Source organism: Streptomyces sp. NPDC052910 (assembly GCF_055585605.1).
In genome coordinates this window covers 363,155-376,446 of the sequence record NZ_JBVJJR010000006.1, presented here as the reverse complement: position 1 = coordinate 376,446, position 13,292 = coordinate 363,155, and the positions used below count along the sequence as shown (strand labels likewise).

Here is a 13,292-nt window from a genome sequence, read left to right as displayed (position 1 = left end):
CGGCCGCCGACAGGCGCTCAGGAAGCCGCCCGGTTGTCCCACGCCCAGGCGGCGACGCCGACCCGGTTGCGGACGCCCAACTTGCGCTGTATGTGCGCGAGGTGGGTCTTCACCGTGCCGGGGGAGATGAAGAGTTCGGCGCCGATCTCGGCGTTGGTCAGCCCCTTGGCGACGAACCGGGCGATCTCCGCCTCGCGTTCCGTGAGCGCCTCGGCGGGCGGCGCCGCGCGCGGCGGCTCGGGGGCGCGCAACTGCCGCAGCAGGCGGACCGTCACCGACGGGCTGACCATGGCGTCCCCCGCCATCGCCGCCCGCACCGCCTCCGCCAGCAGCGTCGGGCCGGACCGCTTGAGCAGGAAGCCGCAGGCGCCGTTGCGCAGCGCCGCGTGCACGTACTCGTCGAGGTCGAACGTCGTCACCACGACCACCCGCAGCGGATCCGGCACGTCCGGGCCGGCCAGCAGCCGGGTGACCTCCAGCCCGTCCAGCCGCGGCATCCGGATGTCGGCCAGCACCACGTCCGGCCGCAGCCTGCCCGCCAGTTCGACGGCCTGCCGGCCGTCCTCGGCCTCCCCGACGACCTCCATGTCCGGCTGCGCGTCGAGGATCAGCCGGAAACCGATGCGGACCGCTTCCTGGTCGTCGGCGAGGAGTATGCGGATGCTCATGATCGTCACGGTAGCGGCCCTCCGCCGGACGGCATAGCCCGGGCCCGTCGGCGGGCCCCCGGAGTCTGCCGTTCGGCAGATGTGCCGGACCGGCCCCGGACGGGAGGCTGGTCACCGCACCGGCGGACAGGACCGCCGGTCGGGGACGAGGAGACAGACCGCCATGAGCGCACAGGTGACCACCGCGGAACCGGTCCGGGACGGCGTGACCGGGCCGCCCCCGGGGGCGGCCCGGGAGCGCAGGTGGTCCCGGTGGCCGGTCTGGTCCGGCTGGCTGGCGGCCCTGTGGTCCCTGCTGTACGGCGCCGCGGGCCTCTACTGGGCGGCGGGTGGCGCCGGTTACCCCTTCGCCAAGGTCGCGGACGACCGCTCCTCGGCCTCCCTGCTGGAACCCAGCCGGGCGGAGATCGTCGGTCCGGTGATCGCGGCGGTGGGCGCGGCAGGCGTCGTCGCGGGCGTGCTGATGGCCCGGGGCGTGGGCAAGGGCCGGGCCCGGACCTGGCTGCTCGCCTACGGATGGACCTCGGCCTGCGTGATGGCCTTCGCCGTCCCCGACTACTCCCTCCTCGGACTGCTGGTCTTCGCACCGCTGCTGGTGGTGTTCGCCTTCACCGGGATACCCGGTCCGCAGGACGGGGTCGGGGACGTCCTCTACTGGCATCGCGGCAACCTGATCATCATCTTCGTCGGGGGCCTGCTGTGGGCCGCCGCCACCCTCGCCTACCAGTGGCGCACCGCGAACCGCTGCACCGCCTGCGGCCGGTCCGCCCACGGCGCCGCCCGCTGGACGACGCCGGAGGCCGCCCGGCGCTGGGGCCGCTGGGCCGTCCGCACGGCCGCCCTGTCCTCCATCCCCTACGACTTCACCCGCCTGGCCTGGTACTTCGGCTGGCCGCTCGGCATCTCCCGGGCGTTCCTGGAGGACATGCGGGACACACCCGGCATGCTGGAGATCGGCCTCGGGCTCGGCCTGCTCTCCACCGCCGGCGGTTTGCTGACCCACGGCCTCATCAGCCGCTGGGGCGAGGTCTGGCCCCGCTGGGTGTGGTGGAAGGCGGGCAAGCGCGTCCACCCCCTCACGGCCGTCATCCCCGCCACCACCGTGGCCCTCGTCCTCGTCCCCGGCGGCCTGATGAACGCCCGCCACGTCACCGTCGAGATGTGGGGCGCCAACGGTCCCGGCATCCTCTGGACGGTCTGGGGACTGGCCCTGGGCGCCGCGACCCTCGCCTACCACCTCCGCCGCAGAGGAGCCTGCGGCCGCTGCGGACGCGCCTGAACGGGTGCCCGACCGGAAGGCGGCACCACGCGGGGGCGGCTCCCACCGGGGGAGCCGCCCCCGCGTGGCGTGCGCGCGAAGGCGGCGGCGTGGTCCTGTCCGGCCGACAGCCTGGCGGTGGCCCACGGCCGTGCGTGCGAAGGCGGCGGGCGCGCGGGGCCGCCGAGCGGCGCACCCCCTCACCCCCTCACCACCGCAACGGAAACTCCGCCCGCACCGCCCACCCCCCACCCTCACGCGCCCCCGCCGTCAAAGCCCCGCCCAGTGCCTCCACCCGCTCGGAGAGCCCCGCCAGCCCCAGCCCGCTCCGCCGCTCACCGGCAAGCGGCCGGCCGGCCCGCGGCGGGCCCCCGCGCCCGGAGTCCGTGACCGCGACGGACAGCGCCGGCCCCGCCGCGCCGTCCCCGTAGGAGAGCACGACCCGCACCCGCTCCGTACCGGGAGCGTGCCGCCGCACGTTGGTCAGCGCCTCGACGACGACGCGGTGCACGGTCGCCGCGACCTCGCGGGGCACGTCCGCCCGTCGCCCGGGCGGCACTTCGTCCGTCAGCCGCACGTCCGCCGTGCCGGATGCCCGGAACCGGTCCACGACCCCCGGCACGTCGTCGAGCCCGTACGCCGCCGCCCGGGCGACGGCGTCGTCGGCCGCAAACGCGTCCGTTCCGGGGCCGGCGGCGGAAAGCCGACCGTCCCCGTCCCGCAGCATGTGCACCGTACGGTCCATGGCCCCCAGCGCCCGCACCCCCGCCTCCTCGATCTGCCGGAGCAACGGCGGCACCCGCTCCGGCCGCGCCTCGTGCACGACCTGCGCCGCCTGCGCGAGGGCGACGATGCCCGAGACGTCGTGGGCGACGAAGTCGTGCAGATCGGCGGCGAGTTCGAGGCGCTGGGCCCGGCGGGCCTCCCGGATGCCGCGCGACCGCCGTTCCCGGGCCGTGTACAGGGCGCTGCCGAGCGCCCCGGCGGCCAGGGGTCCGGCGGCCAGGAAGGCGGACTGCCCGGCGGCCTCCAGCGCGCCGTCGTAGGCGCCCGCCCGCAGCAGGACCGTGGACACGGCCACCCCGAGCACCGGCCAGAGCGCGGCCGACCGCCGGGGCGGGAGGGCGCGGGTGACCAGCAGGACGAGCCAGGTACCGGCCAGGTACTCGACGAAGGCGAGCCTGATCGCCATGGACCCCTCGACGGCCGTGCCGGGCGCCGCGCACAGGGTGCCCAGCCCGCACACCGCCGCCACGGCCACCGCCGTCCACGCGAGGCGGCGCGGGTCGCGGGACCACCAGCCCGTCGCCGCCAGGACGAGCACGGCCGCCACCGTCATCGTGGCGACCGCCGTCCCCCCGGCGTCAGGCCACACCACGGCCCCCACCGCCGCCACACCCACCCCGGCCGCCCCGCAGCCGCTCCTGACGACGGCCGCTCGGGCGGGCCGCCACCCCCTCGTTCGCTCCATCCGCCGGAGTCTAGGGCGACCATGATCGACCGTCGTGGGGAAGCCCACACGGAACAGGACGTACGGGCGGGGGGTGAGGGGAGGCCGGTACCGGCCCGCCGGGGCAGCGGTGCGTGAGGCGGCGGTGCGTGAGGTGGCGGTAACACAGCGCGTCCGGCGGTCTCCGTCGTGACCGCCGCACTTGGGGAGGCACCCGCTCGCACGTGTAGTTTTTGTAGTACGGCCGCACCGGTGCCCCGGAGCATGCGGCACGTACTCGTCATCAAGCGCGTGCTGCCGCCCCCGGCGCCGCCATGCCGATACGAAGGACGCCCCACCCATGCCCTACGTGCGCCACTGGTTGCGCAACTCCGTCCTGTTGTTCGCGGCAGCGATCGTGCTCGGCATGACCGCCGCGCACACGTCGCTGATCCAGCCGCACGATCTGGACCTGGACCGCACGATCCAGACGAACACCCGTACCGGCTGGCTGAACGACGTGATGGAGGGCGTCAGCTACCTCGCGTCGCCCGTCGCGGGTGTGATCATCCTCGCTTTGTGGAGCGGCTGGCTCCTGATCGCCCGACGGCGGCCGATCCAGGCCGTCGCCACGTTCCTGGTGGTGGCGGTCGGCTGGAACAGCACCCAGGTCGCCAAGGCCCTCGTCGCCCGTGAGCGGCCGCCGCGGCAGTTCTCCCTCGACCCGGAGATCGGCTCCAACAGCTTCCCCAGCGGCCACACGGCCTTCACCGTGGCGGTGGCCGTCGCCGTCTACTTCCTCTTCCGCGAGTCCCGCCACCGCCGCACCGTCGCGGTGTGCGGCGTCCTCGCGGTGCTGCTGGTCGCCTTCTCCCGGATGTACATCGGCGCCCACTACCCGACCGACACCTTCGGGTCCGTCCTCGTCGCCGGGTCGGCCATCTTCTTCATCACGGGCATCTGGCACGTCTGGCTGCTCCCCAGGATCGACCGGCTGCCGCTGCTCGGCCGGTTCGGCCTGGAACAGGAGCGGGCCGAGCTCGAGGCCCGGCATCCCGGCCACGCCGACACCCCGGGCGGCCCCCGCCGCTCCGGGCGGCACCGCAGGCACGCCGCCCGCTGAGCGCCGCGCCGCGCGAGCTCCCACCGAGGGCCCGCCGCCTCCCCGGAGGCGGCGGGCCCTCGGGTTTTCCCGGCCGGCCCGGCCGGGCGGTCCCGTCTGACCGGCCGGGCGTCCGGCCGGTGCGACCCGGCCGGCCAGGCCGGACCTCCGGTCAGGCGGGACCGCCCCCGGGTCCACCCCACCCCGCCCACCTCACCGCAAACCGCCCCGCCGCCCCGCCCCGCGCCCGGCGGGCCCCCGTCCACGCCCCCACGAGCCGCTCCCGCCGCCCTACAAGCCGCCGGGGCAGGCCGCCATACTTGGGGGAGGCCGGGGGCGGCGCGGAAAAATCGACGGGGGCGGCGGGGCGGGGATGGCGGAGACCAGGCTGATCCAGGGCCGGTACGAGCTGCTCGACCGGATCGGGCGGGGCGGCATGGGAGAGGTGTGGCGCGCCCGCGACGAGTCCCTGGGCCGGCACGTGGCCGTCAAATGCCTCAAACCGCTCGGTCCCCGGCACGAACCGTCCTACCTTCGGGTGCTTCGCGAGCGCTTCCGCCGCGAGGCCCGCGTCGCGGCGGCGCTCCAGCACCGCGGCATCACGGTCGTGCACGACTTCGGCGAGAGCGACGGGGTCCTCTACCTGGTGATGGAGCTGCTCGACGGGCGCAACCTCAGCCAGCTCCTGGAGGACAACAAGCAGCACCCGCTCCCCGTCCCCGAGGTCGTCGACATCGCCGAACAGGTCGGCGCCGCCCTCGCGTACACCCACCGCCAGGGCATCGTCCACCGGGACCTCAAACCGGCCAACATCATGCGGCTCACCGACGGCACGGTGAAGATATGCGACTTCGGCATAGCGCGCCTCGGCCACGACATCGGCTTCACGGCCCGGCTCACCGGAACCGGCATCGCCATGGGCACCCCCCACTACATGTCCCCGGAGCAGATCGGCGGAGGAAGCGTCGATCACCGCAGCGACCTGTACTCCCTCGGCTGTGTGCTCTACGAGATCGCCACCGGGACACCGCCGTTCGACATGGACGACGCCTGGGCCGTGCTCGTCGGACACCGCGACACCCCGCCCCGGCCCCCGCGCGAGTTGCGTCCCGAGCTGCCGCAGGCGTTCGAGGACGCGGTCCTGGACCTGCTCGCCAAGGAGCCGGACGACCGTCCCGACGACGCGGAGGAACTCGTCCGACGGCTCACCGGAGCCCGGCCCGGACCGCACACGGGCGGCGTTCCCCCTGCCGGGGGTGCTCCCTACGCCGGCGACGCTCCCCACGCCGGCGTCCCGCCGCGGACCGGAGGCGCTCGGACCGGAGGCGCTCCCCGCCCCGGCGGCACGCCGTACACCGGCAGCCCCGCGTACGCCGACAGCGCCGCGTACGCAGGTGGCACGGCGTACGCCGGCATCGACATCCGCGTCGGCGACGACGCTCACCCCGGTGACACCGGCCCCGCTCACCCCGGCGAGGCCGTCCACGCCGGCGGCGGCCCGTCCTCCGGTCTGTACGCCGAGGGGCTGCCGCGCGCCGGTGCCGACTCGCGCCGTCCGTCCGAACCGCCGCCCCGGCTCCCGGCCTGGGCGCGGAACATGACCACCGGCTCCAAGGCCGCCGGCACCGGCGCCACGGCCCTCCCGCCCGACCCCTCGGCCGTGCTGACCGGGGCGTGGACGGTCGCGTGGAGCGACGCGACGGACGGAGTGGGCGGAAGGGATGCAAGGGGTGAAGCAGGCGGAAGGGATGGAAGGTATGCCAGGGGCGGAACGGTCCGCCGGACCGTCGCCCCGGTGCGGGCCCCGGGCACCGACCCCCGCCTGTCCATCGGCTCAGGGGCACTCCTCTCCACCGGCCTCGGCTCCGGTCCTGCCGGCACCCCCCGCCCCACCGGCAGCACTCCCGCCACCAACCCCGTAGGGCACACCGGCCCCGCCGCGGCCTCCGCCCCCGTCCCCCCGGACGTGCTGGACGAACTCGCCGCCCGGCACACCGGCGGACTCCGTCTCGGCCGCGCCGGACGCTGGGCGGAGGCCGACGAGACGCACCGCGCCGTGCTCGCCGAGCGGGAGCGGCTGCTCGGCCCCGACCATCCCGACACCCTCGCGAGCCGCTACGAGGTCGCCTTCTCGCTCAGCCGCCTCGGCCGCCCCGAGGAAGCGCTCCGCGAGTTCGCCCGGACCGCGTCCGCCCGTTCCCGCACGCTCGGTCCCGACCACCCCGACACGCTCGCGGCCCGTCAGGAGACGGCGTACGTGCTCGGCCGGCTCGGCCGTCACTTCGAGGCGCGAGAGGTGTACGCGGACGTCCTGGCGGCCCGCGAGCGCATCATGGGCCCCGACCACCCCGACACCCTCCGCTGCGGCCACAACCTCGCCTTCAGCCTCGGCAGACTGGGCCTGCCGGAGGAGGCGTACCGCCTGGCGCACGACGTGGCCGCCGCGCGGGCCCGGGTACTCGGCCCGGACCACCCCGACACCCTCGTCACCCGCTACGAAGTGGCCTACACACTCGGGCAGTTGGACCGCTGGAGCGACGCCCTTCGCATCTACCGCGACGTGGCGGCGGCCCGCACGCGCGTGCTCGGCCCGGACCACCCGGACACCCTGGCCGCCCGCTACGAGGCCGGCATCTGCCTGGGACGTCTCGGCCGCAGCGGCGAGGCGCTGGAGCTGTACCGCGCCCTGATCGAGGACCGCGCCCGCGTACAGGGCGCCGCCCACCCGGACACCCTCCGCGCCCGGCACGGCATGGGCGTCAACCTCGGCCGGCTCGGCCGCTGGGAGGAAGCCCTCGCCGAGGCCCGTGACGTCTGCGCCATCCGCGCCCGGGTGCTCGGCGCCGACCACCCCGACACCCTCGTCAGCCGCCGCGAGGTGGCGGTCGGCCTGGGCTGGCTCGGCCGCTGGACGGACGCCCTCGCCGTCTACCGCGACGTCGCCCAGGCCCGTCAACGCGTCCTGGGCGCGGACCACCCCGACGCGCTCGCCAGCCGCAACGACGAGGCCCGCTGTCTGCAGCAGCTCGGCCGCACGGCGGAGGCCGCCGAGCTCTACCGCCAGGTCGCCGCCCTCCAGCAGACGCGTGCCGCCCGCCACCGCGGCCCGGCCTGACCGGCCCCGCCGGGCGTCGGCCGCTTCCGCGTCCGGAGGCCGGCTCCGGGCTCGGAGGCCGGCTCCGGGCTCAGACCGTGAACGCCCGGGCGACGGCCAGGCTGTCCTCGTACACGTGATGACGCGTCACCAGACCGCCCTCGATGGTGAGATGCAGCGCGAACCGGGCCCGGTAACGCCGTCCCGTGGGTCGCGCCGTGAGCCGCAACTCACCGGTGACGACCGCGTCCGTCCCGTCCACGAGCACCCGCTCGATCCGTGTGTCCGTCTCCTCCGGTACGTGGTGCGCCGCGATCTCCCGGTAGTGCGCCGCCGCGTCCGCCCGGCTCGACCGCTCCCGGATCCACGGTGTCTCCACCCGTCCGAGTTCCTCCACCGGCCAGTCGAACGCCCAGTCCGCCCCGTCCGCGTACAGCTCCGCGATCCGCTCCGGATCCCCCTCCGCCATCCGCCGCAGCAACTCGCCGACGACGGTCCGGGTCGCGGCGGTGACGTCGCCGGCGGAAACCTCGCCGCCGGTGACGGGGGGTACGGTGCTCATGTGGCTCTCTCCTGACCGTGAGGTGATGCCGCCCGTGCGGGGCTGACGAGTACAGCCGCGGCGGATGTGCATCAGTGTGGCGCGGGTGCACGGAGAGAGCGATTACCTGCGAGGTAACGGACGGACCCGGTAGGGACACCTCACCCGTCGCCGCCCCGCCGCCCGCCCCCCAACTCCCGTGACGGCACGAGGTTGAGCCGCCCGATCGCCTCGTTGACGTCCTTCGGCCAGAACCACAGCCGGTACACCGGAGGCACCCGGAAATAGTCCTCGGGGCCGAAGAGTTCGCGGGTACGCAGGTCGGCGCAGTACCGCTGACGCCAGGAGAAGGACTCGCCGGGGCGCAGCGGTGTGCCGTCGACGATCTTCCGGGTCACCGTGTGCAGTTTCTCCAAGGCCCGGTATTCGTATCCCAGGAGAGTGGCCGGTTCCTTCCAGATGCCTTTCTTTCCCTTCACGGCCTTGTCCGCGGCCTCCAGGGTCAGCGGAAGGTCGAGCTCCCCGGGAATGGAGGGGTAGATGACGAAGGTCGCGGCCCAGCCGGAGGCGATGAGGTCGAGGTTGAAGGTGGAGCGCTGCCGCCGGGTGAGGACGGCCCGTTCCTCCTTCGCGTAGTCGGGGGCGACATAGGCCAGCAGACGGTGGTGGTCGTCGAAAGGCGCGTCGGCCGTCCGCACGAAGATTTTCCGCGGCTTCTTGCGCGGCGGTGAACCTTCCGGAATGCTCTCGTTCAACCGTTTGTTGATGTTGTCCGTATTGAACCGCGCGGCTTCCGTCCCCTGTTCGAACTGGAGAGTGCCGGCCCGGCCGGTCCGGATCTTCGGCAGCAGGAACTCGGCGAGTTCGGCCGAAACGGGCGCCTTCCCCTCCTCGATCCACCCGGCCAGCTCCGCGAACTTCTCGTCCACGTGCGACGCGCCCTCGGCCGATCTCGCCGTCACCTCGGGAGTGTCGACGGACAACATGCGAACGGGCATCCGGATGTTCGGCGTATCGCCGTCGTGCACGTCCACCAGGGCGTCGGAGCCCAGGGAGGGCATGGACTCCCCGGCCGGTGACCACAGAACCTGTACGGGGTCGATCACGGCTTCCATCCTTCCTGAACACCGGGCAGCCGCCCGCGCACAGCGTCACACCACCCTCCCGGCACCGCAACAAAGGGCGCTCCTGTGGGTGAAGGGAAAGAGCCCGAACGGCAGGCACGGTCACCGCCGGGCCGAGGCGGCCGGCCTTGTGCGACGAGGGGTGGGACCGGGCCCGGCAGGCGGCCCGCCGTGTGCTGACCGCGGAGCTGGGCGACTGGCGGCGGCCACTGCCGGATATTTCCGTCGTCAGGTGACGGGTCTCGTCCTTCCGGCCGGTCGTACCGGAGTGCCTTCCGCCATGGCCGGCACCCGGTGACGAGCGGGCCCCCACCCCCGTTGCCTCGGGGGCCCGCCGCGTTCCCGTTGCGAGTGGGGCCGGGTCACTTCTGCCAGGCGGTCCAGGAGCCGCTGGCCAGGCGGTGGCGGTACCAGCGGTCGCCGTCCGTGCCGACGAGGGAGATGGTCGGGGTCCAGCTCCGGTTGCCCTCGACGCGGACGCCGCTGGCGGCTTTGCCGCCCAGGGATTCCCAGTTGCTCCAGATGCGGTCCGGGGTGCTGTAGCGGGTCCAGACGGCGAAGTCCGCGCCGATGACGAACACTTGCCGCTGTCCGTTCGGGTAGGTCTGCCAGGCCTCCCCGTACTCGCAGATGTAGTCGCCGCCGAGCCCGGAGACATGGCAGTAGGACGATGCCGGCTTGGCGGGAGCGGCGGCCTGGGCCGGGGCGGTGGCCGCGCCGGTCAGCGCGGCGCCGGCCAGCGCGAGGGCGGTGGCCGCGAGGGCGGAACGGCGGAGGACGGCGAAAGTCATGATCACTCCTGTGACTGCGTGGGCCGAAGGCATAGGGCGGTTCTGTGCGGCCCGCCCGCGCGCGGAACCGCTCGGCACGGCGGCCGGGAAGGCGGAGGACGCGAAGGGCGGGAAAGAGGAAGGACGGGAAAGAGGAAGGACGGGAAAGAGGAAGGACGAACAAGGGGAGGGGCGGGGCCGGCACGGTTCGTGGGGGTGTCCTGGGGGTGCACCGAGGCGGCCCCGCGCCCTTGATCCTGAACACCTCGACCGTAGTGCCGCCGGCGGGCCGCGGGACCCGGTGAACCGTTGCCTCCCGTTGCCAACCCCGCCGGCAACCGCCGACACCGAGCGGAAGTTGATATTCCGGCTTGGGGGAACGGAGGGCCTCCGCACCCGCCCGACCTGCGAGTCGGCGCCGTACGGCCGGGCGGTACGGTAGTCCCGGGGGACACAGGGTGAGGTCGTGGCGCACGGTGGCATGGGGGACACAGCGGTGTTGATCGGCGAGCGACTTCGTACCCTGCGGGTCCGGCGCGGCTGGTCGCTGACCCGGCTGTCCCTCCAGGTCCACTACAGCAAGAGCTATCTGAGCCGGGTCGAGAACGGCCTGCGCCCCCTCACCCCGGAACTGGCCGAGCGCTGCGACAGCGCCCTGGGAGCGGGTGACGACCTGGCCCGCCTCGTCCGCGACCGGCTGCGGGCCGAAGGGACGGGTGACGCGGCCTCACCCGTACCGGAGCGATCGCACACCGGCGGCCCGGTGCCGGCCCAACTGCCCGCCGTGGGACGCATGTGGGGGCGCGAGGCGGAGGCCGGGCGCGTCGAGGCGTTCCTCGCCGGGCACTCCGGCCCCGCCGTGATCGCGGTCGACGGGATGGGCGGCGTCGGCAAGACGACGTTCGCCGTCACCCTCGCCGGACGCCTGGCCCCGGCCCGGCCGGACGGAACACTCTTCGCCGATCTGGGCGCCCACGGCCCGTCCGGGAGGCGGGCCGCGCCGGAGGCCGTGGCGACGAGGCTGCTCCACGCCCTCGGCCGGCCGCCGCAGCACGTCCCCGTGGACCCCGCCGAGCGGACGGCCCTCGTCCGCAGCTCCCTGGCGGAGCACCGGGTGGTCGTGGTGTTCGACGACGCCGCCGACGCCGCCCAGGTCGCCCCCCTGCTGCCGGCCCTCGGCGACAGCCTGATCGTCGTCACCAGCCGCCGGCGCCTCGCCGCCCTGAGCGTCCGGCACGGCGCCCTGCGGATCGGTCTGGAACCCCTGCCCGTCGACGAGGCGGTGGATTTCCTGCGCGACGCGCTCGGGCGGCACCCGGTGGGGACCCGGATGATGTCACCGCCGTCCACAGAGGACACCAACGCCCCGAGCGCCCCCGGACCCGCCGGCATGGAAGCCGACGACTCGGCCCTCTCGGCCGTCGCCCGTTACTGCGGCGGACTTCCCCTCGCCCTGCGCATCGCCGCCGAGCACCTGACCGAGTGGGGCGACCGGTTCGCCACCGCCACGGCCGGAGCGCCGGACGGCGGCGGCGCGCGACTGGACGTCCTCGCGGTGCCGGGGGAGAGCGGCGCGGCGGTCCGTTCGGTGTTCGCCTGGTCCTACCGGGCGCTCCCGCCCGACCAGGCGCGGGCGTTCCGACTGCTCGCCCTGCACCCGGGCGCCGAAATGGGCGTGGACGCCGCGGCCGCCGTGCTGGGCGAACCGGCCGCCGAGGCCTCCCGGCTGCTCGGCGAACTCCGGTCCGCGAGCCTCGTGATGGAGGTCCGCCCCGGCCGGTACCGGATGCACGACCTGCTGCGCGACTACGCGCGCGAGTGCGCCCACGCCGACGAGCCCCCCGGCGAACCGGCCGCCTGCATCGCACGGGGCATCGCCTGGTACGCCCTCTCGGCCGAGTCGGTGGCGGACGTGCTGCTGGGCCGCGCGCGGCACCGGGGCGACCCCGTCGAACCGCCCGCACGCTGCGTGCCGACGGAGTTCGCCTCGCTCACGGAGGCGCTGGACTGGTGCGAGAACGAGCGGGCCAACCTGAAGGCGAGCGTCGAGACCGCCCGCGCGGCCGGCAGCCCGGTGGCGTGGCGGCTGCCGTACGCCCTGTGGTCCTTCCTGTACCTGCGCCACCACCACAGCGACCTGCTCAGCGTCGGCACCGCGGCCCACGCGGCCGCGGCGGGCGGCGGGCCGTTCGCGGAGGCCTGCGCCGAGAGCGTGCTCGCCGCCGCCCGCGCCGGCCTGCGGGACCACGCACGCGCGGACGAGCACTACCGGCGGGCCGTCGAGCGGTTCGCCACGGCGGGTGACGCCGTCGGGGAGAGCACGGTGCTGGCCGCCCACGCGCTGTCCTGCCTGCGCCGACGACGCGGCGCGGAGGCCCTCGGCCACGTGACCCGCGCCGTGGAACGCGCGACGGAATCCGGCGACGCGTGGGCGACGGCCGTCACCCTCACCGGCCTCGGCGAGGTACGGCTCGCCCTCGGCCGGCCCGCGGAGGCCGTCACCCCGCTGCACCGGGCCGAACGACTCCATCGCGCGCACGGCTCGCTGTGGCTCCAGGCGTCGACGTGGACGCTGATCGCCACCGCCCACCGGGAACTCGGCGACCACCGCCGGGCCGAGACCTGCTACCAGCGGGCGATCCGCCTCCACGGCCGCACCGGCATGCGCGCCGGGACCGCGCACGCTCTCCACCAACTGGGCATCGGCCTCCTCGCCCAGGGCCGTACCCGGCAGGCCCGCCGGACGCTCCGGCGCGCCATGGAGATCTACGCGTCACTCGACGACCCACGGGTGCGGGACGTCCTGGAGTGCCTGACCGCGGCCGGCCCCGCGAACCGTCCCCCGGCCGGATCCGGGCTGTCGCCGGGGTGACCCGCTCCGGCGACCGGTCGCGGCGGCCTCACGCCGTCGGCGCGTGCGCACCGCGCGACAGCCGATGGCCCGAGGTCGCCGGTCCGGCGGTCCGGTCCGGCAATCCGGCGCGGGTTCGGGCGCCGAACCGTGACCGGTTGCCGCAACCGGGCCCACGGCCGGCCCCCGGCCCCACTCGGCGCACGGCCGGCCCCCGCCCCGCCGGGCCCGTCGGCGCGTGCGCACCGCGCGACAGCCGAGGGCGCGAGGTCGCCGGTCCGGCGGTCCGGTCCGGCGACCCGGCGCGGGATCGGGCGCCGAGCCGCGACCGGTTGCCGCCACCGGGCCCACGGCCGGCCCCCCGGCTCCACTCGGCGCACGGCCGGCCCCGCTCCCGCCGGGCCCGACGGCGACGCGCACGGCGTCATGCGCTCAACGGCACAGCGCGCCCCCCA

9 protein-coding genes are annotated in these 13,292 nt (G+C 75.2%); 4 read left to right on the top strand and 5 right to left on the bottom strand.

Annotated elements, in window-relative coordinates:
• Positions 1–17 precede the first annotated feature (17 nt).
• Positions 18–668 carry a response regulator gene (locus tag ACZ6X9_RS23445; RefSeq protein ID WP_469779949.1) on the bottom strand — a complete coding sequence of 217 codons (651 nt, stop codon included), beginning with the start codon at positions 666–668 and terminating at the stop codon, positions 18–20.
• Between the two features lie 163 nt (positions 669–831).
• On the opposite strand from ACZ6X9_RS23445, the gene ACZ6X9_RS23440 reads away from it, so the two are divergent.
• The gene (locus tag ACZ6X9_RS23440; RefSeq protein ID WP_469779948.1) at positions 832–1,947 is read left to right on the top strand and encodes an NYN domain-containing protein; all 1,116 of its coding nucleotides are present in this window, start codon (positions 832–834) and stop codon (positions 1,945–1,947) included.
• A 187-nt stretch (positions 1,948–2,134) separates the two neighbouring features.
• Here ACZ6X9_RS23440 and ACZ6X9_RS23435 read toward each other — a convergent pair whose 3' ends face one another.
• Positions 2,135–3,397, bottom strand: a complete 1,263-nt coding sequence (locus ACZ6X9_RS23435) for a sensor histidine kinase (RefSeq protein WP_469779947.1) — start codon at positions 3,395–3,397, stop codon at positions 2,135–2,137.
• 319 nt (positions 3,398–3,716) lie between these two features.
• On the opposite strand from ACZ6X9_RS23435, the gene ACZ6X9_RS23430 reads away from it, so the two are divergent.
• Positions 3,717–4,478 carry a phosphatase PAP2 family protein gene (locus ACZ6X9_RS23430; RefSeq protein WP_469779946.1) on the top strand — a complete coding sequence of 254 codons (762 nt, stop codon included), beginning with the start codon at positions 3,717–3,719 and terminating at the stop codon, positions 4,476–4,478.
• Positions 4,479–4,830: 352 nt separating this feature from the next.
• On the top strand, positions 4,831–7,572 hold the full coding sequence (locus tag ACZ6X9_RS23425; RefSeq protein WP_469779945.1) for a serine/threonine-protein kinase: 2,742 nt from the start codon (positions 4,831–4,833) through the stop codon (positions 7,570–7,572).
• Between the two features lie 70 nt (positions 7,573–7,642).
• On the opposite strand, the gene ACZ6X9_RS23420 is transcribed toward ACZ6X9_RS23425, so the two are convergent.
• From ACZ6X9_RS23420 to ACZ6X9_RS23410, 3 genes are all read right to left on the bottom strand, one after another.
• Positions 7,643–8,113, bottom strand: a complete 471-nt coding sequence (locus tag ACZ6X9_RS23420) for a nuclear transport factor 2 family protein (protein ID WP_469779944.1) — start codon at positions 8,111–8,113, stop codon at positions 7,643–7,645.
• 140 nt (positions 8,114–8,253) lie between these two features.
• A complete protein-coding gene (locus tag ACZ6X9_RS23415) occupies positions 8,254–9,198 on the bottom strand; it encodes a thermonuclease family protein (RefSeq protein WP_469779943.1) in 945 nt (314 codons plus the stop codon).
• Positions 9,199–9,578: 380 nt separating this feature from the next.
• Positions 9,579–10,007: a DUF8189 domain-containing protein gene (locus ACZ6X9_RS23410; protein WP_469779942.1), complete on the bottom strand. Its 429-nt coding sequence runs from the start codon at positions 10,005–10,007 to the stop codon at positions 9,579–9,581.
• A gap of 445 nt (positions 10,008–10,452) precedes the next feature.
• Here ACZ6X9_RS23410 and ACZ6X9_RS23405 point away from each other — a divergent pair, with 445 nt between their 5' ends.
• Positions 10,453–12,858 carry an ATP-binding protein gene (locus ACZ6X9_RS23405; RefSeq protein ID WP_469779941.1) on the top strand — a complete coding sequence of 802 codons (2,406 nt, stop codon included), beginning with the start codon at positions 10,453–10,455 and terminating at the stop codon, positions 12,856–12,858.
• The last annotated feature ends 434 nt before the right edge of the window (positions 12,859–13,292 follow it).

What these genes read in the sequence shown, in the direction of transcription:
- ACZ6X9_RS23445 (WP_469779949.1), bottom strand. Translation starts at nt 668, where the DNA reads ATGAGCATCCGCATACTCCTCGCCGACGACCAGGAAGCGGTCCGCATC.
- ACZ6X9_RS23440 (WP_469779948.1), top strand. Translation starts at nt 832, where the DNA reads ATGAGCGCACAGGTGACCACCGCGGAACCGGTCCGGGACGGCGTGACC.
- ACZ6X9_RS23435 (WP_469779947.1), bottom strand. Translation starts at nt 3,397, where the DNA reads ATGGAGCGAACGAGGGGGTGGCGGCCCGCCCGAGCGGCCGTCGTCAGG.
- ACZ6X9_RS23430 (WP_469779946.1), top strand. Translation starts at nt 3,717, where the DNA reads ATGCCCTACGTGCGCCACTGGTTGCGCAACTCCGTCCTGTTGTTCGCG.
- ACZ6X9_RS23425 (WP_469779945.1), top strand. Translation starts at nt 4,831, where the DNA reads ATGGCGGAGACCAGGCTGATCCAGGGCCGGTACGAGCTGCTCGACCGG.
- ACZ6X9_RS23420 (WP_469779944.1), bottom strand. Translation starts at nt 8,113, where the DNA reads ATGAGCACCGTACCCCCCGTCACCGGCGGCGAGGTTTCCGCCGGCGAC.
- ACZ6X9_RS23410 (WP_469779942.1), bottom strand. Translation starts at nt 10,007, where the DNA reads ATGACTTTCGCCGTCCTCCGCCGTTCCGCCCTCGCGGCCACCGCCCTC.